20 protein-coding genes and 2 other RNA genes are annotated in these 21311 nt (G+C 70.9%); 13 read left to right on the top strand and 9 right to left on the bottom strand.

Features of this window, described 5'->3' with window-relative positions:
- Positions 1-328: 328 nt before the first annotated feature.
- On the top strand, positions 329-1447 hold the full coding sequence (locus ACTIF1_RS15575; RefSeq protein WP_439597354.1) for a P-loop NTPase: 1119 nt from the start codon (positions 329-331) through the stop codon (positions 1445-1447).
- Here the strand turns inward: ACTIF1_RS15575 and ACTIF1_RS15580 are convergent.
- The 4 genes from ACTIF1_RS15580 to thyX all read right to left on the bottom strand — a co-directional run bounded on the left by ACTIF1_RS15580 (position 1437) and on the right by thyX (position 4090).
- The gene (locus ACTIF1_RS15580) at positions 1437-2327 is read right to left on the bottom strand and encodes a PfkB family carbohydrate kinase (RefSeq protein WP_439597355.1); all 891 of its coding nucleotides are present in this window, start codon (positions 2325-2327) and stop codon (positions 1437-1439) included. The genes ACTIF1_RS15575 and ACTIF1_RS15580 overlap by 11 nt on opposite strands.
- On the bottom strand, positions 2324-2920 hold the full coding sequence (locus ACTIF1_RS15585; RefSeq protein ID WP_439597356.1) for an HD domain-containing protein: 597 nt from the start codon (positions 2918-2920) through the stop codon (positions 2324-2326). The genes ACTIF1_RS15580 and ACTIF1_RS15585 overlap by 4 nt, the downstream gene beginning before the upstream one ends.
- A complete protein-coding gene (locus ACTIF1_RS15590) occupies positions 2917-3066 on the bottom strand; it encodes a hypothetical protein (RefSeq protein WP_439597357.1) in 150 nt (49 codons plus the stop codon). Before ACTIF1_RS15590 ends, ACTIF1_RS15585 begins: the two co-directional genes overlap by 4 nt.
- Positions 3067-3151: 85 nt before the next feature.
- Positions 3152-4090: an FAD-dependent thymidylate synthase gene (gene thyX, locus ACTIF1_RS15595; protein WP_439597358.1), complete on the bottom strand. Its 939-nt coding sequence runs from the start codon at positions 4088-4090 to the stop codon at positions 3152-3154.
- A gap of 59 nt (positions 4091-4149) precedes the next feature.
- Here thyX and ssrA point away from each other — a divergent pair.
- The 4 genes from ssrA (at position 4150) to ACTIF1_RS15615 (ending at position 7050) form a co-directional block, all read left to right on the top strand.
- Positions 4150-4462, top strand: a transfer-messenger RNA (tmRNA) gene (gene ssrA, locus ACTIF1_RS15600).
- Between the two features lie 59 nt (positions 4463-4521).
- Positions 4522-5043 (top strand): SspB family protein, encoded by a 522-nt coding sequence (locus tag ACTIF1_RS15605; protein ID WP_439597359.1) that lies wholly within the window; start codon positions 4522-4524, stop codon positions 5041-5043.
- A 151-nt stretch (positions 5044-5194) separates the two neighbouring features.
- Positions 5195-6796 carry a fumarate hydratase gene (locus ACTIF1_RS15610; RefSeq protein WP_439597422.1) on the top strand — a complete coding sequence of 534 codons (1602 nt, stop codon included), beginning with the start codon at positions 5195-5197 and terminating at the stop codon, positions 6794-6796.
- Positions 6797-6798: 2 nt separating this feature from the next.
- A complete protein-coding gene (locus ACTIF1_RS15615) occupies positions 6799-7050 on the top strand; it encodes a DUF1272 domain-containing protein (RefSeq protein WP_439597360.1) in 252 nt (83 codons plus the stop codon).
- Positions 7051-7058: 8 nt separating this feature from the next.
- On the opposite strand, the gene ACTIF1_RS15620 is transcribed toward ACTIF1_RS15615, so the two are convergent.
- Positions 7059-7532, bottom strand: coding sequence for a hypothetical protein (locus ACTIF1_RS15620; RefSeq protein WP_439597361.1), 474 nt, complete (start codon positions 7530-7532; stop codon positions 7059-7061).
- Between the two features lie 15 nt (positions 7533-7547).
- Positions 7548-9086, bottom strand: coding sequence for an ABC transporter substrate-binding protein (locus ACTIF1_RS15625; RefSeq protein WP_439597362.1), 1539 nt, complete (start codon positions 9084-9086; stop codon positions 7548-7550).
- Positions 9087-9281: 195 nt separating this feature from the next.
- Here ACTIF1_RS15625 and ACTIF1_RS15630 point away from each other — a divergent pair, with 195 nt between their 5' ends.
- Genes ACTIF1_RS15630 through ACTIF1_RS15645 form a run of 4 tightly spaced genes read left to right on the top strand, consistent with a single transcriptional unit; the run spans position 9282 to position 11788 of the window.
- Positions 9282-9680, top strand: coding sequence for a RidA family protein (locus tag ACTIF1_RS15630; protein WP_439597363.1), 399 nt, complete (start codon positions 9282-9284; stop codon positions 9678-9680).
- Positions 9681-9684: 4 nt separating this feature from the next.
- On the top strand, positions 9685-10095 hold the full coding sequence (locus ACTIF1_RS15635; protein ID WP_439597364.1) for a VOC family protein: 411 nt from the start codon (positions 9685-9687) through the stop codon (positions 10093-10095).
- Positions 10096-10154: 59 nt separating this feature from the next.
- Positions 10155-11570 carry a class II fumarate hydratase gene (fumC, locus tag ACTIF1_RS15640; protein ID WP_439597365.1) on the top strand — a complete coding sequence of 472 codons (1416 nt, stop codon included), beginning with the start codon at positions 10155-10157 and terminating at the stop codon, positions 11568-11570.
- Positions 11567-11788 carry a ribbon-helix-helix domain-containing protein gene (locus ACTIF1_RS15645; protein ID WP_439597366.1) on the top strand — a complete coding sequence of 74 codons (222 nt, stop codon included), beginning with the start codon at positions 11567-11569 and terminating at the stop codon, positions 11786-11788. Before fumC ends, ACTIF1_RS15645 begins: the two co-directional genes overlap by 4 nt.
- Before the next feature lie 3 nt (positions 11789-11791).
- Here the strand turns inward: ACTIF1_RS15645 and ACTIF1_RS15650 are convergent, their stop codons facing one another.
- From ACTIF1_RS15650 to ACTIF1_RS15660, 3 genes are all read right to left on the bottom strand, one after another.
- Positions 11792-12067, bottom strand: a complete 276-nt coding sequence (locus ACTIF1_RS15650) for a hypothetical protein (protein ID WP_439597367.1) — start codon at positions 12065-12067, stop codon at positions 11792-11794.
- A gap of 125 nt (positions 12068-12192) precedes the next feature.
- Positions 12193-15039: an AsmA family protein gene (locus ACTIF1_RS15655; RefSeq protein WP_439597368.1), complete on the bottom strand. Its 2847-nt coding sequence runs from the start codon at positions 15037-15039 to the stop codon at positions 12193-12195.
- On the bottom strand, positions 15036-18656 hold the full coding sequence (locus ACTIF1_RS15660; protein ID WP_439597369.1) for a hydantoinase B/oxoprolinase family protein: 3621 nt from the start codon (positions 18654-18656) through the stop codon (positions 15036-15038). The genes ACTIF1_RS15655 and ACTIF1_RS15660 overlap by 4 nt, the downstream gene beginning before the upstream one ends.
- Positions 18657-18787: 131 nt before the next feature.
- Between ACTIF1_RS15660 and ACTIF1_RS15665 the strand changes: the two genes are divergently transcribed.
- From ACTIF1_RS15665 to rnpB, 4 genes are all read left to right on the top strand, one after another.
- Positions 18788-19294, top strand: a complete 507-nt coding sequence (locus ACTIF1_RS15665; protein ID WP_439597370.1) for a winged helix DNA-binding protein — start codon at positions 18788-18790, stop codon at positions 19292-19294.
- 71 nt (positions 19295-19365) lie between these two features.
- The gene (locus ACTIF1_RS15670) at positions 19366-20139 is read left to right on the top strand and encodes a TerB family tellurite resistance protein (protein ID WP_439597371.1); all 774 of its coding nucleotides are present in this window, start codon (positions 19366-19368) and stop codon (positions 20137-20139) included.
- Positions 20136-20840, top strand: a complete 705-nt coding sequence (locus tag ACTIF1_RS15675; RefSeq protein ID WP_439597372.1) for an N-acetylmuramoyl-L-alanine amidase — start codon at positions 20136-20138, stop codon at positions 20838-20840. Before ACTIF1_RS15670 ends, ACTIF1_RS15675 begins: the two co-directional genes overlap by 4 nt.
- A 35-nt stretch (positions 20841-20875) precedes the next feature.
- Positions 20876-21287, top strand: an RNA gene (rnpB, locus tag ACTIF1_RS15680) — RNase P RNA component class A.
- The last annotated feature ends 24 nt before the right edge of the window (positions 21288-21311 follow it).

Raw genomic sequence — 21311 nt, forward strand, 5'->3', positions numbered from 1 at the left:
CGGGCCTGGGATTGCCCCAGGGGCTGGGTCCGCCGCTGTTGTTCCACGCCATAGGGCTTTAGGCCTCCTCCGAACTCAGCAAAAACATTGCCACGCCCGACCCGGCAAAGGGAGGGGTGCGGCGACCGTGGCGACGGTCCATATGGGGGCGAGCATGCCCCGGTGAAACTGTCCGAACTGTAACCCGGACACTACACCAGGGGACGGAACCAGGAAAATCGGCCGGGACCGCCGGCGGGGATCGTCGGCGCGCCGGCCTTCGGCTGCGGGCGCACCGGATCTCCGCCCGCCGGGCGCGATATCGTAGGAAGAAAGGGCTTTTCAAGCAATGAGCGATGGGCTGGAGCAGGCGGTGCGCGCCGCGCTGGGCAGGGTGCTGGACCCGGCGAGCGGCCGGGACGTGGTCAGCGCCGGCATGCTGGACGGCCTGACGGTGAAGGCGGGCATGGTGCAATTCGCCCTGCAGGTGCCGCGCGAACGGGCACGGGAGAGCGAGCCGCTGCGCGCCGCCGCCGAACGCGCCGCCGCCAGCGTGCCGGGCGTGCTGTCCGCCACCGCAGTGCTGACCGCGCATCGGGCCGAGCCGCCGAAGCCCGCAGCCCCCGCCCGCAAGGCACCACCCGGCGGCACACCGGGCCAGGGGCAGATGCTGCTGCCCGATGTCGGCGCCATCGTCGCCGTCGCCTCCGGCAAGGGCGGCGTCGGCAAGTCCACCACCGCGGTGAACCTGGCCGTGGCGCTGGCGCTGCAGGGGCTGAAGGTCGGGCTGCTGGATGCCGATATCTACGGGCCGTCGCTGCCGCAGATGCTCGGCACCCGCGAGCGCCCGCGCACCGAGGGGCAGCGCATCATTCCGCTGTCCCGCTGGGGGCTGAAGGCCATGTCGATCGGCTTCCTGGTGGAGGAGGAGACGCCGATGATCTGGCGCGGCCCCATGGTGATGGGCGCGCTGGAGCAGCTGATGGGCCAGGTGGAGTGGGGGGCGCTCGATGTCATGATCGTCGACATGCCGCCGGGCACCGGCGATGCGCAGCTGACGATGAGCCAGCGCGTGCCGCTGGCCGGCGCCGTCATCGTCTCCACCCCTCAGGATGTGGCGCTGCTGGATGCGCGAAGGGGCGTGAAGATGTTCGAGCGGGTGGGCGTGAAGGTGCTCGGCCTGATCGAGAACATGGCCTTCTTCTGCTGCCCGAATTGCGGCCACCAGACCGATATCTTCGGCCATGGCGGGGCGAAGGCGGAGGCCGCGCGGCTGGGCGTCGAATTCCTCGGCGAGCTGCCGCTGAAGCTGGCGATCCGGGAGCTGGCGGATGCCGGCACGCCGATCGTGGCCGCCCGGCCGGAGACGCCGGAGGCGCAGGCCTACCAGGCCATCGCGACGCGGCTGCGGGCGAAGCTGGCGGAGGGCGCCGCCGCGGCGGAGGGGCCGAAGATCGTCATCGCGTAGCCAGCATCGCATCCGTCTCGGCGGCCACCGGCATGGCCGGGGCGGCGCCGGGGCGGGTGCAGGCGAGCGCCGCGGCGGCCGCGGCGCGGCGCATCGCCTGGATCAGCGGCAGGCCGCGATCCAGCCCCGCCGCCAGCACGCCGCACCAGGTATCGCCGGCGCCGGTGGTGTCCACCGGCACGATGGGGAAGCAGGGCATGCTGGCGAGGCCGGCCTCGGTCGCCGCCTCCGCCCCCGCCTCGCCGCGCGTCACCGCCACCGCGATGCCGAGCGCGGCATGCAGCGCGGCGGCGGTGTCCTCGGTGCCGAGGCGGGTGGCGAGCACCGCCGCCTCATGCTCGTTCAGCACCAGCAGGTGCAAAGCGCGCAGCACCTCCAGCGGCAGGTCGGCGGGTGGCGCAAGGTTCAGGATGCACTGTGCACCAAGGCCGGCAGCGCGCAGCACCAAGTCGGAAATTTCCTCGGCCGGGACTTCCATCTGCATCAACAGGATGACGCCGGGATGCAGCGCCGCATCCTCCACCTGCGCCGCGCGGGTCATCAGGTTGGCGCCGGGCGCGACGGCGATCTGGTTGCGGCCCTGGCCATCGACGCAGATGCTGGCGCAGCCGGTCGGCGCATCCACCGCCAGAAGGCGGCTGAGATCCACCCCGGCCTCCCGCATCGCCTGCGTCGCCACTAGGGCCAGCCCATCCTCCCCGACGCAGCCGGCGAAGGCGACAGCGGCGCCGTCCCGCGCCGCGGCCACCGCCTGGTTGGCGCCCTTGCCGCCCGAAAGTTGCTGGAAGCCCTGGCCCAGCACCGTCTCCCCGGGCGCGGGCAAGGCGGGGACACGGAAGACGAGGTCGGTATTGGCCGAACCGAAGACGAGGATGCTCATTCGGCGAACATGCGCCCGGCGCGGGCGCGGTCATAGAGTGTGGCGATCAGCGTCTCGAAGACCGGGGCGACCTGGCGGGCCGGGCTCATGCGGCCATGCGTCGCGGCCTCCGCGATGCCCGCATCCCGCCAATGCCCGGTGCCGATGACGCCCTGGAGAAAACCCTGGGCGCGGTCGCAGGCCATGGCGAAGCGGGCCTCGGGGGTCTGGCCCTCCTCGAACTCCTCCCAGAGGCCGCGCAGCCGGGTGCCGAGGTCGGGGGGCAGCAGGCCGAAGACCACGTCGGCGGCCGCCTGCTCCCGCGCCGCCTGGGTCAGCAGATGCGCCTCGTCATAGGCAAAGGTGTCGCCGGCCTCGATCTCGACCAGATCGTGCGCCGCGATCATCGCGAGCGTGTGGCCGAGGTCCGGCCGCGGCTCCGGCATCTCGCCATGCAGCAGGACGGCGACCAGGGCCACGTTCCAGCAATGCTCGGCGGAATTCTCCCGCCGCGCGGTGCCGTTCGGATCGGCGGTCTCGCCGCGGCGCTCGATGTGCTTCAGGCGGTCGGCCAGCGCCAGAAAATCGATCAGGGCGGCGGTGCGGTCGCTCACAGCCCGGCGGTCCAGCGGCCGAGCAGGAAGCCGAAGAGCACGGCGCCGCCGAGCAGCGCGATGACCTCGCCGAAGAGCGCGTGCGCCACGGGCAGGCCGATGGTGACCAGCGCCACCAGCAGCGCCACCTTCCACCAGCGGGTCAACCAGTCGAGCCGAGGGGCCGCCGCCGGTTTGCCGCGCGGCCGGGCGGCAGCCGGGCGTGGGCGCGGGCCGCGCCGCGCCGCCGGACTAGTCGCCACGGCCGAGGGTTTCCATCAGCTCCCGCCATTCGCGCTTGGTGAGGCCGGAGGACGCCTGGTCCACCGCCTCCCCCGCCAGCATCCGGCGCAGGATGCCGAGCATCTGGGCGGAGAAGGTGACGGCGCCCAGGCGGTAGTCGCGGAAGGCCTGGGCGGCGATCGGCACCCAGGCCTCGGCGCTGGCCATCATCGCCTCGGCATAGACGCGGATCTCGTATTGCGCATGGGCATCGGCGCGCAGGGACAGGAAGTGGAACAGGTTGTGGAGGTCGGTCTTCCAGTACCACTGGGTATAGGCGTTCAGCGTCAGGTTCATCCGGGCCAGCTCCCGCGCCAGGCCGGCGCGGCCGGGGTCGATCGGCTGGCCCTGCTCGTCCTCGTTCAGCATGTCGAGGTAGTGGTCGTAGTTCCGGGTCGCATCCTCCCGCAGCAGGTCCAGCACGCGGGCGGCCTGGTCTCCCTCCAGCACCGCGCCACGGCCCTGTCGGTTGATGGCGGATTGCGCGGCCAGGTGCTCGGGCGCGGGGATGTAGAATTCGCGGTCCAGGATCGAATAACGTGCTGAGTATTCGTTCACATTCGCCGTGCGATGGCGGATCCATTGCCGCGCCACGAAGATCGGCAGCTTCACATGGTACTTGATCTCGCACATCTCGAAGGGGGTCGAGTGGCGATGGCGCATCAGGTAGCGGATCAGGCCACGATCCTCGGTCACCGCGCGGGTGCCGCGGCCATAGGAGACGCGGGCCGCCTGCACGATGGCGGCATCGTCGCCCATATAGTCCACCACCCGGACGAAGCCGTGGTCGAGCACCGGCGTCGCGGTGAACAGCATGTCTTCCAAGGCCGGCACGGTCGGCCGCCGGGTGGCATGGGCGGCGCTGCGCGCGGCCTCGATTTCCTGCTGCTGGGCGTCGGTCAGCGCCATTCGGAGTCGTCCATCGATCAGAGGTGGCGCTTCACTAGCCTGTCCGACCGATGCGGGCACCCCTGGATTTCGGGCGGCGATGCGCCTACATAGGTCGTGTCGCCTCGGCGACTATGGTGATAAACGCGGCCTGGAATAATCGTTGCGGACCCGGGGGCAGTGCCCGGCGCCTCCACCAATCTTCCTCGGAAGAACATGGGGGCGAAACAGCTTCGACGCGCGTGGTAAAGAGGTCGTTTTTGCCCGGCATTGTACCGCCGTTATCGGGCTAATCTCTAAGTGCGAACGACAATAGCCGCGAGGCTTACGCACTCGCTGCCTGAATAAGGTAAGCGCGGTTCGGGGGGCACCGGGCAACAGAAGCCCCCCACTTGAACCTTGCCGAGACTTGCAACCCGCCCCGCCTCTTTCGCGTCCCTGCCCGCCGGCTTATGGTCCGGTCAAAGGATGCATGCATGAGCGACGACGCCCGCCCGGCCGAAAGCCTGATCCCCTATGAACGCTGGACCGACGACGCCTTGCGCGAAGTGGTCATGCGCGCGCTCGAACTCGCGGCCACCGCCGGCCTGCCGGGCGAGCACCACTATTACATCACCTTCCGCACGGACCATCCGGGCACCCGCGTGCCGGGCCATCTGAAGGCGCGCTACCCGCAGGAAATGACGGTGGTGCTGCAGCACCAATATGAGGGCCTGGCGGTGGACCGCGCCGCCGGCACCTTCACCGTGCGGCTGCACTTTGGCGGCGTGCCCGCCACCCTGCTGGTGCCCTTCGCCGCCCTGACCGGCTTCGCCGACCCCGCGGTGCGCTACGGCCTGCGCTTCCAGGCGCAGATGGAGGCCCCGGCCGAGGAAGCCGCGCCCGCCGAGCCCGAGGCCCCCGCCGCGGCGCCGGAGGCCCCGGCGCAGGTGGTCAGCCTGGACGCCTTCCGCCGGCGCCCCGCGCGGGACTGATTTCGCTTCTGCCTGGGCCCACTGCTGAACGATGTGCCGCCCGCCCCGACACGGGCGATGGCGTGCACGGAGAATGACCGTGACCGCACCGCTCGACCTCGATTCGCCCGTGATCGCGCCGACCCGGCCCGACGCCTTCCGCTACAGCCCGATGTACCCGCTGGGCGCGGATGCCACGCCCTATCGCAAGCTGGACATCCAGGGTGTCAGCACCTCCACCTGCGACGGCAAGACGGTGCTGAAGATCAAGCCGCAGGCACTGGAGGAGCTGGCCTTCGCCGCCTGCAAGGACGTCTCCCACCTGCTGCGCCCCGCGCATCTGGCCCAGCTGGCAAAAATCCTGCAGGACCCGGAGGCGAGCCCGAACGACCGCTTCGTGGCGCTCGACCTGCTGAAGAATGCGAATATCGCCGCCGGCGGCGTGCTGCCGATGTGCCAGGACACCGGCACCGCCATCGTCTTCGGCAAGAAGGGCCAGCGCGTCTGGGTCGAGGGCGATGAGGAGGAGGCGCTGAGCTACGGCGTCCACCGCACCTATACCGAGACCAACCTGCGCTATTCCCAGATGGCGCCGCTGACCATGTGGGACGAGGTGAACACCGGCAACAACCTGCCGGTGGAATTCTCCATCATGGCGGAGCCGGGCGAGCACCACGCCGACGAGATGAAGCTGATGTTCGTCCTGAAGGGCGGCGGATCGGCCAACAAGACCTTTCTCTATCAGCAGACCCGGGCCGTTTTGAACCGGACCAAGCTGCTGGCTTTCCTGGAAGACAAGATCAAGACGCTGGGGACCAGCGCCTGCCCGCCCTACCACCTGGCCATCGTCATCGGCGGCACCAGCGCGGAGGCGAATCTCAAGACGGTGAAGCTGGCCTCCACCAAATGGCTGGACGCGCTGCCCACCGAGGGCAGCAAGGCCGGGCACGCCTTCCGCGACGTGGCCTTCGAGGCGGAGGTCCATAAGCTGACCCAGAACCTCGGCATCGGCGCGCAATTCGGCGGCAAGTACTTTTGTCATGATGTGCGGGTGGTTCGCCTGCCGCGGCATGGGGCCTCGCTGCCGATCGGCATCGGCGTTTCCTGCAGCGCGGACCGGCAGATCAAGGCCAAGATCACGCCTGAGGGGGTGTTCCTGGAGCAGCTGGAGCAAGACCCGGCGCAGTACCTGCCGGCAGCCACGGACGAGATCCTGGGCGGCGACGTGGTACGGATAGACCTGAACCAGCCGATGGACGCGATCCGGGCCGAGCTTTCGAAGCACCCGGTGAAGACCCGCGTGTCCCTCACCGGCACGGTGGTGGTGGCGCGCGACATCGCGCATGCCAAGCTGCAGGAACGGCTGGACCGCGGCGAGGGCCTGCCCGACTACCTGAAGAACCACCCGGTCTATTATGCCGGCCCCGCGAAAACCCCCGAGGGCTACGCCACCGGCAGCTTCGGCCCGACCACGGCCGGGCGCATGGACAGCTATGTCGAGGCTTTCCAGAAAGCCGGCGGGTCGCTGGTGATGCTGGCCAAGGGCAATCGCAGCAAGGCGGTGCTGAACGCCTGCAAGACCTATGGCGGCTTCTACCTGGGCAGCGTCGGCGGCCCCGCCGCCCGGCTGGCGCAGGACTGCATCCGCAAGGTCGAGGTGCTGGAATATCCGGAGCTCGGCATGGAGGCGGTCTGGCGGATCGAGGTCGAGGATTTCCCGGCCTTCATCGTGGTCGATGACAAGGGCAACGACTTCTACGAAGGCCTGGAATAGCCATGCTGGAGCTTCGGCCGAATTGCGAGTGCTGCGGGCGTGATCTGCCGCCCGCTTCGGCCGAGGCGCTGATCTGCTCCTTTGAATGCACCTGGTGCCGGGACTGCGCCGCGACGCGCCTGCCCGGCGGCCTCTGCCCGAATTGCGGCGGCAATCTGGTGCCGCGGCCGATCCGGCCGGCGGGCAAGCTGGAGCGCTTCCCCGCCTCGACGGCTCGCAAGCGCAGTGCGCTTCCGGCCTGCACGGCGGGCTGACGTCCGGATCAGGGCCGCCTGAACGAAGCGCTCTGCTTCAGGTCAACGAATCTCCCGTTATCCCAATACTGCCGGGAGGTCAGCTCAACCGTGACCTCGCCGCCCGCCTGCCGCTCAACCGCGATCTCATAGCGGTTGTCGGTGAAGTGCGAGAAGGTGAGGTCATTAAAGCGAAAACCGATCCAGGCGGTGCAGGGCCGCGACGTCTCTGCTGAGCGGTGACAATCCGAGGCCTCGACCGGCAACGCCGCCAACCTCTCGCCGATGCAGGCCATGACCGCATCTTGCCAGGGATGCTGGAAGGCGCCGAAACGCTCTCCGACCTCGCGCAGGCAAGCTTCCAGGACGGGATGTGACACCCCGCGCGCAGTCTCGACCACCAAGGGTCTGAAGGCATGCAGCGCGCACCCTCCCGGCAGCAGAACAACAAGCGCCAGGAAGCTGAGCCGGGATGCGAAAGGCCACGGCCAGGCGTGCCACATTGTCACCGCTCCACTTCAGCGCGGCCGGATATCCACCGCCTGCACTTCCTCATCCGCCCGCGCGGTGAAGCTGAGCCCGGCCTTCCCGGCGTTCACCGAACGCAGGATGCCGACGCCGATGATCAGCGCCTCATCGGCCGCCTGGCGCACCAGCGCGGAAAGCTGGCGCGCCCGGTCGGTGTCATCCAGCGTGCCGCGGGCGCGGTCGATCAGCGCGTCCATCGCCTCCGTCCCTGCCCCCGTGAAATTCAGCGCGCCGAGACCCGGCACCACGCCCCGGCGATGCAGCTGGGAGCCGATGAGGTAGGAGGTCTCGCCGGTCAGCGACCCGAAGACCGTGACGAAGACGCCGTAGTCCCGCCGGTTGCGGCGCGGCAGGAAATTGGCCTGGGGCACCACCTCGACCGAGGTGCGGATGCCGATGCGGGTCCAGGCGGCGGCAATGGCCTGGCAGATGCGCGGCGTCCGGTTCGGCGAGCAGAACAGGGTCAACCCGAATCCCTGGCCCCAGCCGGCCTCCGCCAGCAGGGCCCGCGCCGCGGCCAGGTCCGCCGTCGGCACCGGGCGGTCCGCCACCGCGCCAAAGATGAAGGGCGGCACCGCCTGGTCCGTCGGGTCGGCCAGCCCCTCCAGGATCGTCCGGGAAATGCCCTCCCGGTTCAGGGCCAGCGACATGGCCCGGCGCACCCGCACTTCCTTCATCGGATTGCGGCCACCGGCCTCGATGCCCGGGGCATCGTCCCGCTCCACATCCGGATAGATGTTCACGGCATAGATGGAGGGACCGGCAAAAAGCGCCACGCGCTGGTCGCCGCGGATCCGCTCCACATCCTGCAGCGGCACGTTGTTGATGAAGTCGACATCACCCGCCAGCAGCGCGCCCACGCGGGCGGCGTCGTTCGGGATGGGCGTCATGCTGACGGTGTCCCACGGGACAGCGCCGCCCCACCAGCTCTCGTTCCGCCGCAGCACCAGCGGATCGTTGGCCCGCCAGCTGCCGAGCCGGAATGGCCCGGTGCCGATCGCGGCCTGGCCGGCGTTGAACTCGGCATTGCCCAGACCGGCGACGGAGCGGGGCACGATGAAGATTTGCGTCAGGTTGGTGGGCAGGATCGGCGTCGGCCCGCTGGTGCGGATGCGGAAGGTCAGGTCGTCCACCACCTCCACCCCGGTCACCCCGGCCAGGTAGATGGTATAGGGGTTCGGATTGCCCGGCACATTCGGCACCCGGGCGAAGGAGGCTGCGACATCCGCCGAGGTCAGCGGCGCGCCGTCATGGAAGCGCACGCCGGGGCGCAGCTTGAACTCCCAGGTCGTGTCATCCACCACCCGCCAGGACTCGGCCAGGCCCGGCTTCAGCGCCATGCTGGCATCGCGCGCCACCAGCGTGTCGTAGATGTTCCGCAGCGCGCCGGTATTGGACAGGTTCAGCAGCCAGTGCGGGTCCAGCGTGCTGGGTGGGGACTGGATGCCGATGCGCAGCGTCTGCGCCTGCACGGTGGGAACCCCCGCCAGAAGGGAGGCAGCCAGGGCGAGGCGGGTGAGGAGGCTCATGCGGCGCAGTCCTTGCAGCGGTTTTGGGCGGCGGTTCGGGCCGCAGAGTGGCACTGCCCGGCCCGCCGCGCATCCGGGGGTGGCGCGGTTTTCGCTTCGGTTGCAGGGGGCCGCCGAACGCAACCCTTCCTGCCGCGGCGCCGCTGGGATATGGCTTCGGCGACAGCCAGCCACTCACCGGGGACCGACCTCTGCATGGCCCGAAGCCGCTTCTCCTCCGGCAGCCGTTTTGAAGAAGAAATCGGCTATTCGCGCGCCGTCATCGACGGCGACTGGATCTTCGTCTCCGGCACCACCGGCTACGACTATGCCACCATGACGATCGCCCCTGGCGTGGTCGAGCAATGCGACCAGACCTTCCGGAATATCGAGGCGGCGTTGCGCCAGGCCGGCGGGCGCATGGATGATGTGGTGCGCGCCACCTTCATGGTGCCGGACCGCGCGGACTGGCCGCTCTGCTGGCCGGTGGTGAAGAAGTGGCTGGGCCGCACCCGCCCCGCCTCCACCATGATGGTGGTGGGCCTGCAGGCGCCGGAGATGCGGATCGAGATCGAGGTCACGGCCCGGCTGCGCCGGCGCGAAGGGGACAAGTAGGCCCATGCGCTTCGCTGTCGACCGGCTGGACCACCTGGTCATCACCTGCGCCGAGGTGGAGATCTCCGCCAATTGGTACCAGCGCGTGCTGGGCATGGAGCGCGACAGCTTCGGCGAGCCGCCGCGCGTCGCGCTGAAATTCGGCGGCCAGAAGATCAACCTTCGGCCGCGCGGCGCGACCCAGGCGGAGTGGTTCTCCTCCGTCGTGGCGGAGCCCGGCACGCAGGATCTGTGCTTCGTGGTCACCGTCTCGGCCGAGGATATCGCGGAGCATCTGCGCAGTTGCGGCGTGACGGTGGAGCTGGGGCCGGTGGCCAAGCAGGGGGCGCTGGGGCCCATCACCTCGGTCTATTGCCGCGATCCGGATGGCAACCTGATCGAGATCGCGACCTATGGCGACCGATTCACGGAATAACCAGCCGTGATGGGCATGCGGGGCCTCGCCCACCCATCTCTCCGGCCAAGGAGACCCGCATGACCCAGGCCACACGCACCGAGACCGACAGTCTCGGCACCATCGAGATCCCCGCCGAGCGCCTCTGGGGCCCGCAGACCGAACGCGCGCGGCGCCTGTTCCGCATCGGGACGGAACGCTTCCCGCCCGGCCTGATCCGCGCCGTGGGCCTGCAGAAGCAGGCGGCGGCGCTGGCGAATGCGAAGCTGGGCGAATTGCCGGCCGAGATCGCGGAAGCCATCGCCCGCGCGGCGGCGGAGGTGGCCGCGGGCCGGCATGACGCCGAATTCCCCCTGCCCGTCTGGCAGACCGGTTCCGGCACCCAGACCAACATGAATGCCAACGAGGTTTTGGCGAACCTCGCCAACCGCGCGCTCGGCCAGCCATTGGGCAGCCGCAAGCCGGTTCATCCGAACGACCATGTGAATCGCGGCCAGTCCTCCAACGACAGTTTTCCGACCGTGATGCATGTGGCGGCGGCGGAGGCGGTGGCGGGGCGGCTGATCCCGGCGCTCAGCACGCTGCATGCGAGCCTGGACCGGCGGGCACAGGAATGGGCCGATGTGGTCAAGATCGGCCGCACCCATATGATGGATGCGGTGCCGGTCACCCTCGGCCAGGAAGCCGCCGCCTGGGCCTGCCAGGTGGAGATGGGCCTGGCGCGGCTGCGGGACGCGCTGCCGCGGCTGATGCCGCTGGCGCAGGGCGGCACGGCGGCCGGCACCGGGCTCAATACCCATCCCGATTTCGCCGAAACCTTTGCCGCCATCATGGCCGAGCTCACCGGCCTGCCCTTCACAGCCGCCAAAAATCCCTTCGAGGGGATGGGCGCGCATGACGCGCTGGTGGAGCTGTCCGGCGTGCTGAACACCCTGGCCGTCTCGCTGAACAAGATCGGCAATGACGTGCGCCTGCTCGGCAGCGGCCCGCGGGCAGGCATTTCCGAACTAGTGATCCCGGCCGATGGGCTGTCCAGCAGCATCATGCCCGGCAAGACCAACCCGACCCAGTCCGAGGCGCTGACCATGGTGGCGGCACAGGTCATGGGAAATCATGTGACGGTGACCATCGGCGGCGCCCAGGGGCATCTGGAGCTGAACGTCTTCAAGCCCGTCATCATCCACAATGTGCTGCAGTCCATCGGCCTGCTGGCGGATGCTTCGGAGAGCTTCGCCGCGAATATGGTGGACAAGCTGGAGCCGAACCGGCCGAGGATCGCCGACAACCTCCAGAAGTCGCTGATGCTGGTCACCGCGCTGAATCCGCGGATCGGCTACGACAAGGCGGTCGCCATCGCCAAGAAGGCTTTGGCCGAGGACATCACCCTGAAGGCCGCCGCTGTGATGCTGGGCCATGTGACCGAGGCCGATTTCGACCGCTGGGTAAGGCCGGAGGATATGCTGCGCCCCGGCGGAACGCTGGATGGCGGCGGGTGAAGCATCTGCGGAAGCGCTCCTTCCGCCTGGCCGGCCATCGCACCTCCGTCGCCCTGGAGCCGGATTTCTGGGCGGCGCTGGAGGCGCTGGCGGCGCGTCAGGCGCTGAGCCTGGCGGCGCTGGTCGCCAGGGTGGATGCGGCGCGGCCAGACCCGGACCTCCCGCTGGCCAGCGCGCTGCGGGTGCATGCGCTGCGCGAGGCCGGCCTTCCAGGCTGAGGCTCAGTCAACCTCCGCCATCGCCGCGACGCCGGCCGCGTCCTTGTTGCGCAGGAACCACAGGCGCTCATGCGCCGCGCAGAGCGTCTCCGCGCCGCGCCGGCGGTCGCGCATCGGCTGGGCCGAATTGCGCATGGCGGTCTCGCAGCAGACAAGCAGCATCCGCGCCGTCTCCAGGTCGCCCTGGTCGCAGGCCTGGTGGAAGGCGATCAGGATCTTGTCCGACAGCCGCCGCGTATAGGGCGCGCGTTGCGGCTGGGTCTCGGCATTTTCGTCCACGGTCTCATCCCGATGCAACTGGCGTCATGGCTATCGCCATGAAAGCGTAAATCGGCTGCATCACAGCGCCGCGATTGTTAACATCACATTGACGACGGGCCGCATGGCGCGGCAGCGGAGGCCTCTCAGCCGCGCTCCGCCCGCCAACGTGCCCAGGCCGAGGTTTCGGGCAGCCTGCGCGGCGCATCCGCCGGACCGGTCAGGCGCAGGCCGAGGTCCGGCGCCTCCGGCATGGCAGGCCGGGCCAAGACCTGCAGGTCCAGCGTGGCGCGCGGCAGGTCGATCTCCCCGGTCAGCGTCGCCGCCCCGCCACCCTCCGCCGCCATATGGCCAGAGGCCAGCCGCAGCCGCCCGCCGCCCAGCGTCGCCTCCGCCTCCAGCCGATCGAAGGCCGTGGCGCCGGAGAGCAGGGCCGCACGGATCGCGGCCTCCGCCGCCACGGCATCAGGCCCCGCCGAGGCCTGCGCCGCCGTGGCCAGGTCGAAGCCGGCCAGCACGCCGTCCCGCAGGTCCAGCTGCAGCCGGCCGTCGAGCGAGGCCATCAGCGCCGCCGGCGCATGGCCCGTCGCCTCCAGCGTGAAGCCGAGCGTGCCGCGCGCGGCGGTGAGATCGACCGGCAGGCCGAAGAGCGGCGCACCGAGCGTCGCCTCCGCCAGCCGGCCCGCCAGGGCCAGGCGCGGCGCCAGGCCGGGCTGGGTCTCGGCCGTCAGGGTCGCCTCCAACTGCCCGCCGGCCAGGCGTGCGCGCAGATCCTCCAGCCGCAGCCGACCCTCCGAAAGCCGCAGGGTGGTGGCGAGGTCCTCCGCGGTGGCGCCGCCGATGGCGAGCCGCGCCGCCTGCAGCGTCAGCTCCGCATCCAGCCCCAGCAGCGCCTGCAGGCCGAGCGGATCCGCGGCGCGCCAGCCGGGGAAGGGCAGCGGCAGGCTTTCGGCCGCGATCTGCCCGGTCAGCCGCGGCCGCCCGGCGGGGCGTGCCAAGGCCAGGGCGCCGCGGGCGCGCAGCGCCGCCGCCACCAGTTCGAAGCTTTCGGCGCTGAGCCCCTGCGGCCCGGCGGCGAGCTGGGCGATCAGGGAAAAGGACCCCTCCCCCAGCCAGTCGCCGGCATCCAGGCCGAAGGCTTCGGACAGCAGGCGTGGCGCGCCGGGGTGGCGCAGGGTGAGGCCCATCGTGCCGCGGCGCTGCGGCGCATCCAGCGTGCCGGAGGCCTCGAGCCGCAGCTCCCCCATCTCCGCCGAGCCGCGCAGCGCCAGCGCCTCCATCGTGCCGCCGCCGGACAGGCGCAGCGCGAAGGGCAGGTCGACCAGCGCCATGCCATCCGGCCAGCCACCCGGCACCAAGCCGGCCAGGCCCCGGGCGGAGGGGCCGGTGGCTTCCAGCGTCAGGTCCTGCAGCCGCATCTGCGGCGCCATGGCCAGCACGCCGGAGGCGGCCACATCGAGTTCCGCCAGCCGCCCGGAAAGGCGCCTCAGCGTCAGCCGCCCGCCTTCCAGCGCGCCATCCAGCGCCGCGCGCTGCAGCACGGCCTCCCCCAGCACCACGCGTTCCGCCGCCAGCCGCAGGTTGAGATCGACCGTGCCGAGCGCGCGGCCGGCACGCTGCGGATCGAAGCCCTGCGGCAGCCAGCGTGCCAGGTCCAGCGTGTCGATGCTTAAACCCAGCCCCAGCGCGGGCCGCGGCCCGTAGCGCAGCACCCCAGCGCCGGAGAGCTGGAGATCGCCGAAATTCGCGGCGAATTCCGGCATGGCCGCCTGGGCGTCTTCCAGCACCAGGCGTAGCCGCCCCTCCCCCCGCCGCAGCAGGGTGGGGTCGAGTTCCTCCACCGGCAGGCCGAGCGCGGCGAGACTGGTGCGGATATCCGGCCCGGCGAAGCGCGCGCCGAGTTCCAGCCGCTGGCCGGCCGTGGCGCCGGCGAGGTCCAGCTGGGTCTCGCCCGGCAGCAGGACCGAAATGTCGGACAGCGTCAGGCGCCCTTCCTCCAGGAAGGCGGCGCCGCGCAGGCGGCGCAGCGTCATGCCGCGGAACTGGCCGGCCTCCGCCGAAAGGTCGATCGAGATCGGCCAGGGCCGCGTGCCGCCGGCGCGCAGCGCGCCGACCCAGCCATCCAGGTCCAGCCGGCTGGCGACCAGCGCGATATCCAGCCGGGGGGCCGGCAGCAGCCGCAGCGCCACGGCGCCGCGCGCCGGGTTGCCGGCGATCTCGATGGCGAGCTCATCCGCCGCGATCAGCTCGGCCGAGGCATTCAGCCGGCCGGCGGCGCGGAAGGGGCCGGGCGGGCTGGGCAGCAGGGCGGCCAGGTCCGGGCCGCTGGCCTCCACCGTGCCCTCGAAGCCGGTGCCGGGGATCAGCACGCCGCGCGCATTGCCGAGGATCTCGGGCAGCACGAGCGCCACCTCGAAGGTGGCGATGCCGTCCCAGCCGGGGCGGCCGAGGCTGGCGGTGAAGCGGGTGGCGCGGCCGTTCCAGGTGAAGGCGCCGGTCATCTCCAGCGCCTGGGCGGGGCCGCCGGAGGTGAGCCGGGCCGAGACGCCCTCCAGCACCGCATCGCCGAGGCGGAGGCGGCCATCCTCCAGATTGGCGTCGAGCTGCGTGATCCAATCCGGCGGCCGCAGCGCCAGCAGCGGGCCGGGCGGCCAGGGCAGCGTGACATCGGCGCCGACCAGCGCGATCTCCCGCGGCGAGAGGCGGCCGCCGAGCAGAGCGGCCAGGCCGAGGCGCACGCGCAGCAGGCGCGCGGTGAAGCTGTATTCCTCGCCCGGCTCGCCCACCGCCACGCCACCGGCGCGCACCACCGGCTGCGGCAGCAATTCCAGCTCCACAGGCCCTTCCAGCGTGACGGTGCGGCCGAGCTGGGCGGAGGCCAGTTCCGCCAGCCGCGCGCGCCAGGGCTCCCAGTCCACGAAGCGCGGCCCGAACCAGAGGCCGCCGAGGAGCAGCAGCAGAAGGAGCGCCAGCGCGGCGAGAAGGCGCTTCATGCTGCCGAGGGGCTGCCCCAGCCGCCGCCGCCGGGGGTTTCCAGCGCCAGCACGTCACCCGGGTTCAGGCTGGCGCGGTCGCAGCCCGCCATCTCCTGCCGCGTGCCATCCACGCGCTCCACCCATTGCCGCCCCGGCGCGCCGGCGGCGCCGCCATGCAGGCCGTGCGGCGGGACGCGGCGGCGGGAGGCGACGATGACGGCCTCCATGGGCCGCAGGAAACGGATGCGCCGGCGGCTGCCATCGCCACCGGGCCATTGGCCGGCGCCGCCCGAGCCGCGGCGGATCGCGAATTCCTCGAGCCGCACGGGGTAGCGGAGTTCCAGCACTTCAGGGTCCGTCATGCGCGTGTTGGTCATATGCGTCTGCACGGCGGAGGTGCCGGCAAAGCCGGGGCCGGCGCCGGTGCCGCCGCAGACGGTCTCGTAGTATTGGTAAACCGCATCGCCGAAAAGCAGGTTGTTCATCGTGGCCTGGGCGGAGGCGCAGGCATCGAGTGCCGCCAGCAGCGCATTGGCGGTCATCTGGCTGACCTCCGTATTGCCGGCGACCACCGCCGCGCCGCCACCGGGGCCGCCCGACCGCGGCGCGAGGAAGCTGCCCTCCGGCACCACGATCTCGAGCGGGACGAGGCAGCCATCGTTGAGGGGGATCTCCTCACCCACCAGGCAGCGGAAGCAATAGAGCACGACGGCGCGGCAGACGGCGGCGGGGGCGTTAAAATTGTCCGGCCGCTGCGGGCCGGTGCCGGTGAAATCGATGGTGGCGCTGCGGGTGGCGCGGTTGACCCGGACGGCGACCTTCAGCGGGGTGCCGTCATCGATGGTGGTCTCGAATTCGCCATCGGCCAGGCGGTCGAGCACGCCGCGGACGGCTTCCTCGGCATTGTCCATCACGTGGCGCATATAGGCGCGCACCGTCTCCAGCCCGAAATCGGCGACGGCCCGGCGCAGCTCCTGCACGCCCTTCTCGTTGGCGGCGACCTGGGCGGTGATGTCGGCGACGTTCACGTCCGGGCTGCGCGCGGGGTAGCGCGCGGAGGCCAGCAGGGCGCGGAACTCGGCCTCCCGCATCCTGCCTTCGGCAACCAGCAGGAAATCGTCGATGACGACGCCTTCCTCCTCCAGGGTCTTCGACCCCGGCGGGGTGGAGCCAGGGGTAAGGCCGCCGATATCGGCGTGGTGGCCGCGGGAGCCGACGAAGAACAGGATTTCCGTACCGGCCTGATCGAAGACGGGCGTGATGACGGTGACATCCGGCAGATGCGTGCCGCCGTTGAACGGGTTGTTCAGGGCCACGACATCGCCCGGCCGCAACGTGGCGCCGCGGGTGCGGATGACGGTGCGCACGCTCTCGCCCATGGCGCCAAGATGCACCGGCACATGCGGCGCATTGGCGACGAGGCGGCCGCTGGCATCGAAGATGGCGCAGGAGAAGTCGAGTCGTTCCTTGATGTTCACGGAGAGCGAGGTGTTCTGCAGCACCGCGCCGGTCTGCTCGGCGATCGACATGAAGAGGTTGTTGAACAGTTCGAGCATCACCGGGTCCACGCGCGTGGCATCCGCCACGCGAGCGGCCTCACGCTGTTCCGTGCGGCGCAGGATCATGTGGTTGCGCGGGGTGACCTCGGCGGTCCAGCCGGGCTCGATGACGGTGGTGGCGATGGCCTCGCGGATCAGGGCCGGGCCGGCGATGCGGTCGCCGGCGCGCAGCGCGTCGCGGTCGAGCACCGGGGCTTTCCGGAGGGCGCCGGCGGCGAAAACCTCAACCATGGCCAGCGGTTCCGGCTCGCCGGTCCCGCGCGCGGCCAGCGCCTCCTCCTCCACCTGCTCGCCGGGCGAGGTCACTTCGACGACGCAGGCTTCCACCACCACCTGGCGTTCCGGCGTGGCGAAGCCGAAGCGCTGGCGATGTGCATTGGTGAAGGCGTCCAGCACCTCGGCATGGGTGCCGAAAGGAACGGGCAAGAAGCTGTCGGTGCCGGCATAGCGCAGATGCAGGCGGCGGGCGGTGCGCAGCGCGGGGGCGGCGGCACCCTGGCGCGCCAGCTCCTCCCGCCCCGCCTGGTCCAGCGCATCGAGGCGCGTGGCGAGGTCGTCCATAGAGTCAGGCGTCAGCGGCGCCTCGACCGCAGCCTCGCGGATCGCGCTCTGGTCGGCCAGGCCCATGCCATAGGCCGAAAGCACGCCGGCGAAGGGGTGCAGGAAGACTGTCTCCATGCCGAGCTCATCCGCCACCAGGCAGGCATGCTGGCCGCCGGCGCCACCAAAGCATTGCAGGGCGTAGCGGGTGACGTCGTGGCCCTTCTGGATCGAGACCTGCTTGATGGCATTGGCCATATTGGCGACGGCCACGCGCAGGAAACCTTCCGCGACGGCCTGCGGATCCTGGGGCTGGCCGGTGGCAGCTTCGATCTCGGCGGCGAGTTCGGCAAACTTTGTGCGGACAATATCGGCGTCCAGCCGCTGGTCGCCGTTCGGGCCGAAGATGGCCGGGAACTGGCTCGGTTGGATCTTGCCGACCATGACATTCGCATCCGTCACGGTCAGCGGGCCGCCGCGGCGGTAGCAGGCCGGGCCGGGCACGGCGCCGGCGCTTTCCGGGCCGACGCGGAAACGGGCGCCATCGAATTTCAGGATGGAGCCGCCACCGGCCGCCACGGTGTTGATCGCCATCATCGGCGCGCGCATCCGCACGCCGGCCACCTGCGTCTCGAAGGCGCGCTCGAACTCGCCTGCATAGAGCGCGACATCGGTGCTGGTGCCGCCCATGTCGAAGCCGATGATTTTTTCGAAGCCTGCCATCGCCGCGGTGCGCGCGGCGCCCACAATGCCGCCGGCGGGGCCGGAGAGGATGGCGTCCTTGCCCTGGAAGCTGCGGGCCTCGGCCAGGCCGCCCGAGCTCTGCATGAAGTACAGCTTCACCCCCGGAAGCTCGCCAGCCACCTGCTCCACATAGCGGCGCAGGATGGGCGAGAGATAGGCGTCCACCACGGTGGTATCGGCACGCGGCACGATGCGCGGCAGAGGGCTTGCCTGGTGGCTCAGGCTGACCTGCGAAAAGCCGGCCTCGCGCGCCAACTCGCCGACGCGCAGCTCATGCGCCGGATAGGCCCAGGCATGCATGAAGGCGATGGCGACGGCGCGGATGCCCCTGGCATGGGCGGCGGCCAGCGCCGCGCGGGCGGCGTCTTCGTCCAGCGCCTCGATCTCGGTGCCGTCCACGGCCATGCGGCCGCCGATTTCCGCCACGTCTTCCTGCAGCAGTTCTGGCAGCTTCACCTGCAGGTCGAAGAGGCGCGGGCGGGCCTGGTTGCCGATGCGGGTCATGTCCGCAAAGCCGCGATTGACCAGCAGCAGCACGCGCTCGCCCTTGCGCTCCAGCAGCGCATTGGTGGCGACGGTCGTGCCCATCTTCACCGCCTCGATCGTGCCGGGTGGGATCGGCGCGTCCACGGCGAGGCCGAGGCAGGCGCGGATGCCGGCCACCGCGGCGTCGCGATAGCGGCCGGGATTCTCGGAGAGCAGCTTGCGGGTGGAGAGGCGCCCCTGCGGGTCGCGCGCCACGATATCGGTGAAAGTGCCGCCGCGATCGATCCAGAACTGCCAGCCGCTCATGTCCAGACCCCTTTGCGCCATCGCTGATCACATCCGGGACCCGGCGGCGCAAGGCCGGGGAAGCCCCGCGGATTCATTGACAATTCGTCGATAAATCGTCAACGTTTTTCCCGATGCCCATGGAGAATGCCATGCCCGCCGAACCCGTGGTCTCCTCCGCCCATCTCGCCGCCGGCGCCTCCCCGGGGCTGTCGGAGGTGGAATACGGGCTGATCCTGGCGGGGCACGGGTTCAACCGCTGGATGGTGCGCTGCATGGCCGCCGCCGGGCGGCCCGGGATGTCGGTGACGGAAATCCTCATCCTGCACACGGTACGCCACCGCGACCGGCCGAAGCGCCTGGCCGATATCCTGCTGGTGCTGGATATCGAGGATACGCACATCGCCAGCTATGCCATCCGCAAGCTGGAGGAGGCCGGGCTGGTCGCCACCGGCCGCGCGGGGAAGGAAAAGCTGGTGGCGGCGACGGAGGCCGGGGCCGCGCTCTGCGCGGCTTACGCCGAGGTGCGGGAGCGCCTGCTCGCCCGCCCGCTGCGCGCGGCCGGCCCGGCGGAGGCGCAGCTTTCGCAGGTGGCGGAGCTGCTGCGCGGCCTGTCCGGCTTCTACGACCAGGCGGCCCGGGCGGCCGCGACCATTTAGCCGGAGCGGCCGCGACCATTTAGAATGGGCGGGCCCCATGCTAGGACCGACGGGACAGTGGCGAGGCGGTCTTGAGCATCTGGGGCAAATTGCTGGGCGGCGTCGCCGGCTTCGTCACCGGCGGGCCGCTCGGCGCGGTGATGGGCGCGGCGCTGGGCCATGCGGCGGACCAGGGGCCCGGGGGTGGGCGCATCGGGCCCGGCGCGGCGGACCTCGCCGCGCTGCTTGGCAATAAGGAAACGCTCTTCGCGATCTCGGTCATCGTGCTCTCGGCCAAGCTGGCCAAGGCGGATGGGCCGGTGCAGCGGTCGGAGATCGACGCCTTCAAGGCGATGTTCCGCATCCCGCCGCAGAACCTGCGCGAAGTGGCGCAGATGTTCGACGAGGCGCGGCGCGACACCGGCGGCTGGGAGCCCTTCGCGGAACGCCTGGGCGAGGCCTTCGCCGACAATCGCGCGATGCTGGAGGATGTGCTGGCGGCGCTGTTCTACATCGCCCGCGCCGATGGCCCGATCACCAATGGCGAGCTGCGCCTGCTGCAGGGCGTGCACCAGCGCTTCGGGCTGGATGCCCCGGCATGGGACCGCGCCAAGGGCGGCCAGGCGGGCCAGGGCGGCGCGGCCCAGCGGCGGGTGGAGGAGATCGACGCCTATGCGGTGCTCGGCCTGCCGCCCACGGCCAGCGATGAGGAGGTGCGCCTGGCCTGGCGAAAGCTGATGCGGGAGAACCACCCGGATGGCCTCGCCGCGCGCGGCGTGCCGGCCGAATTCGTCGACCGCGCGACGCGCAAGGTGGCCGACATCAATGCCGCCTGGGACAGGATCAAGCGGCAGCGCGGCCTGTGATCCACGAAGCGCCCAGCCCGAACCACGACGAGCGCCCCGGGCCCGTGGACATGCTGGTGCTGCACTACACCGGCATGCGCAGCGGCGCGGAGGCGATCGCGCGGCTGCGCGACCCGGCCTCGCGCGTCTCCAGCCACTATGTGGTGGAGGAGGATGGCGCCGTGTTCCGGCTGGTGCCGGAGGACCGGCGCGCCTGGCATGCCGGAATCTCCCACTGGCGCGGCCACAGCCTGCTGAACGGCCGCTCGATCGGCATCGAGATCGTCAATCCCGGCCATGAATTCGGCTACCGCCCCTTCCCCGCGCTGCAGATGGCCGCGGTCTGCGACCTGTGCCTTTCCATCCTGTCCCGCCACGCCATCGCGCCGCGCGACGTGGTGGCGCATTCGGATATCGCCCCCGATCGCAAGGAGGATCCGGGCGAGCTCTTCGACTGGCCGGGCCTCGCCGCCAATGGCGTCGGCCTCTGGCCGGAGGGCGTGGCCAGGCCGGAGGCGGATGCGCTGACGCTGCTCGGCCGCATCGGCTATCGCACGGACCTGCCGCCGCCCGTGCTGCTGCGCGCCTTCCAGCGCCGCTGGCGCCAGGGGCGGGTGGATGGCGAGGCGGATGCGGAGACGCTGGGCCGGCTGGCCGCGGTGGCGGCCGCACTGGACCCCGCCAAGGACCGGCGCGCCGGATTTGCCGCCGAAGCCGATTGACCGCGGGGCCCGCACGCGCGATGTGACGCGCGGCGCCGGGTGGCTGGGCGACCGCTGGCTTCGCAAGAGGCTGGAGGAAAGTCCGGGCTCCACGGGAATACGGTGCCGGTCAACGACCGGCGGGGGTCAAACCCCAGGGAAAGTGCCACAGAAAGCAAACCGCCTCGGCCTGCGCCCAATGGGTTCAGCCCGCGGTAAGGGTGAAAGGGTGCGGTAAGAGCGCACCGCTCCCCCGGCAACGGGGGAGGCAGGGCAAACCCCACCGGGAGCAAGGCCGAATAGGGGCGGCCGGCGTGATCCCCTTCTCGGAGGGGGTGGACGCAGGGGCATTCTCGCCCCGCAGCCCGGGTTGGCCGCGTGAAGCCTGCGGCGACGCAGGCTCCAGAGGAATGGTCGTCCACCGTCGCAAGGCGGGGACAGAACCCGGCTTACAGGCCGCCCGGCGCCACCGAAGCCGACACGAAGCGCCCC

Source organism: Falsiroseomonas sp. (assembly GCF_051860665.1).
Lineage (GTDB): Bacteria > Pseudomonadota > Alphaproteobacteria > Acetobacterales > Acetobacteraceae > Falsiroseomonas.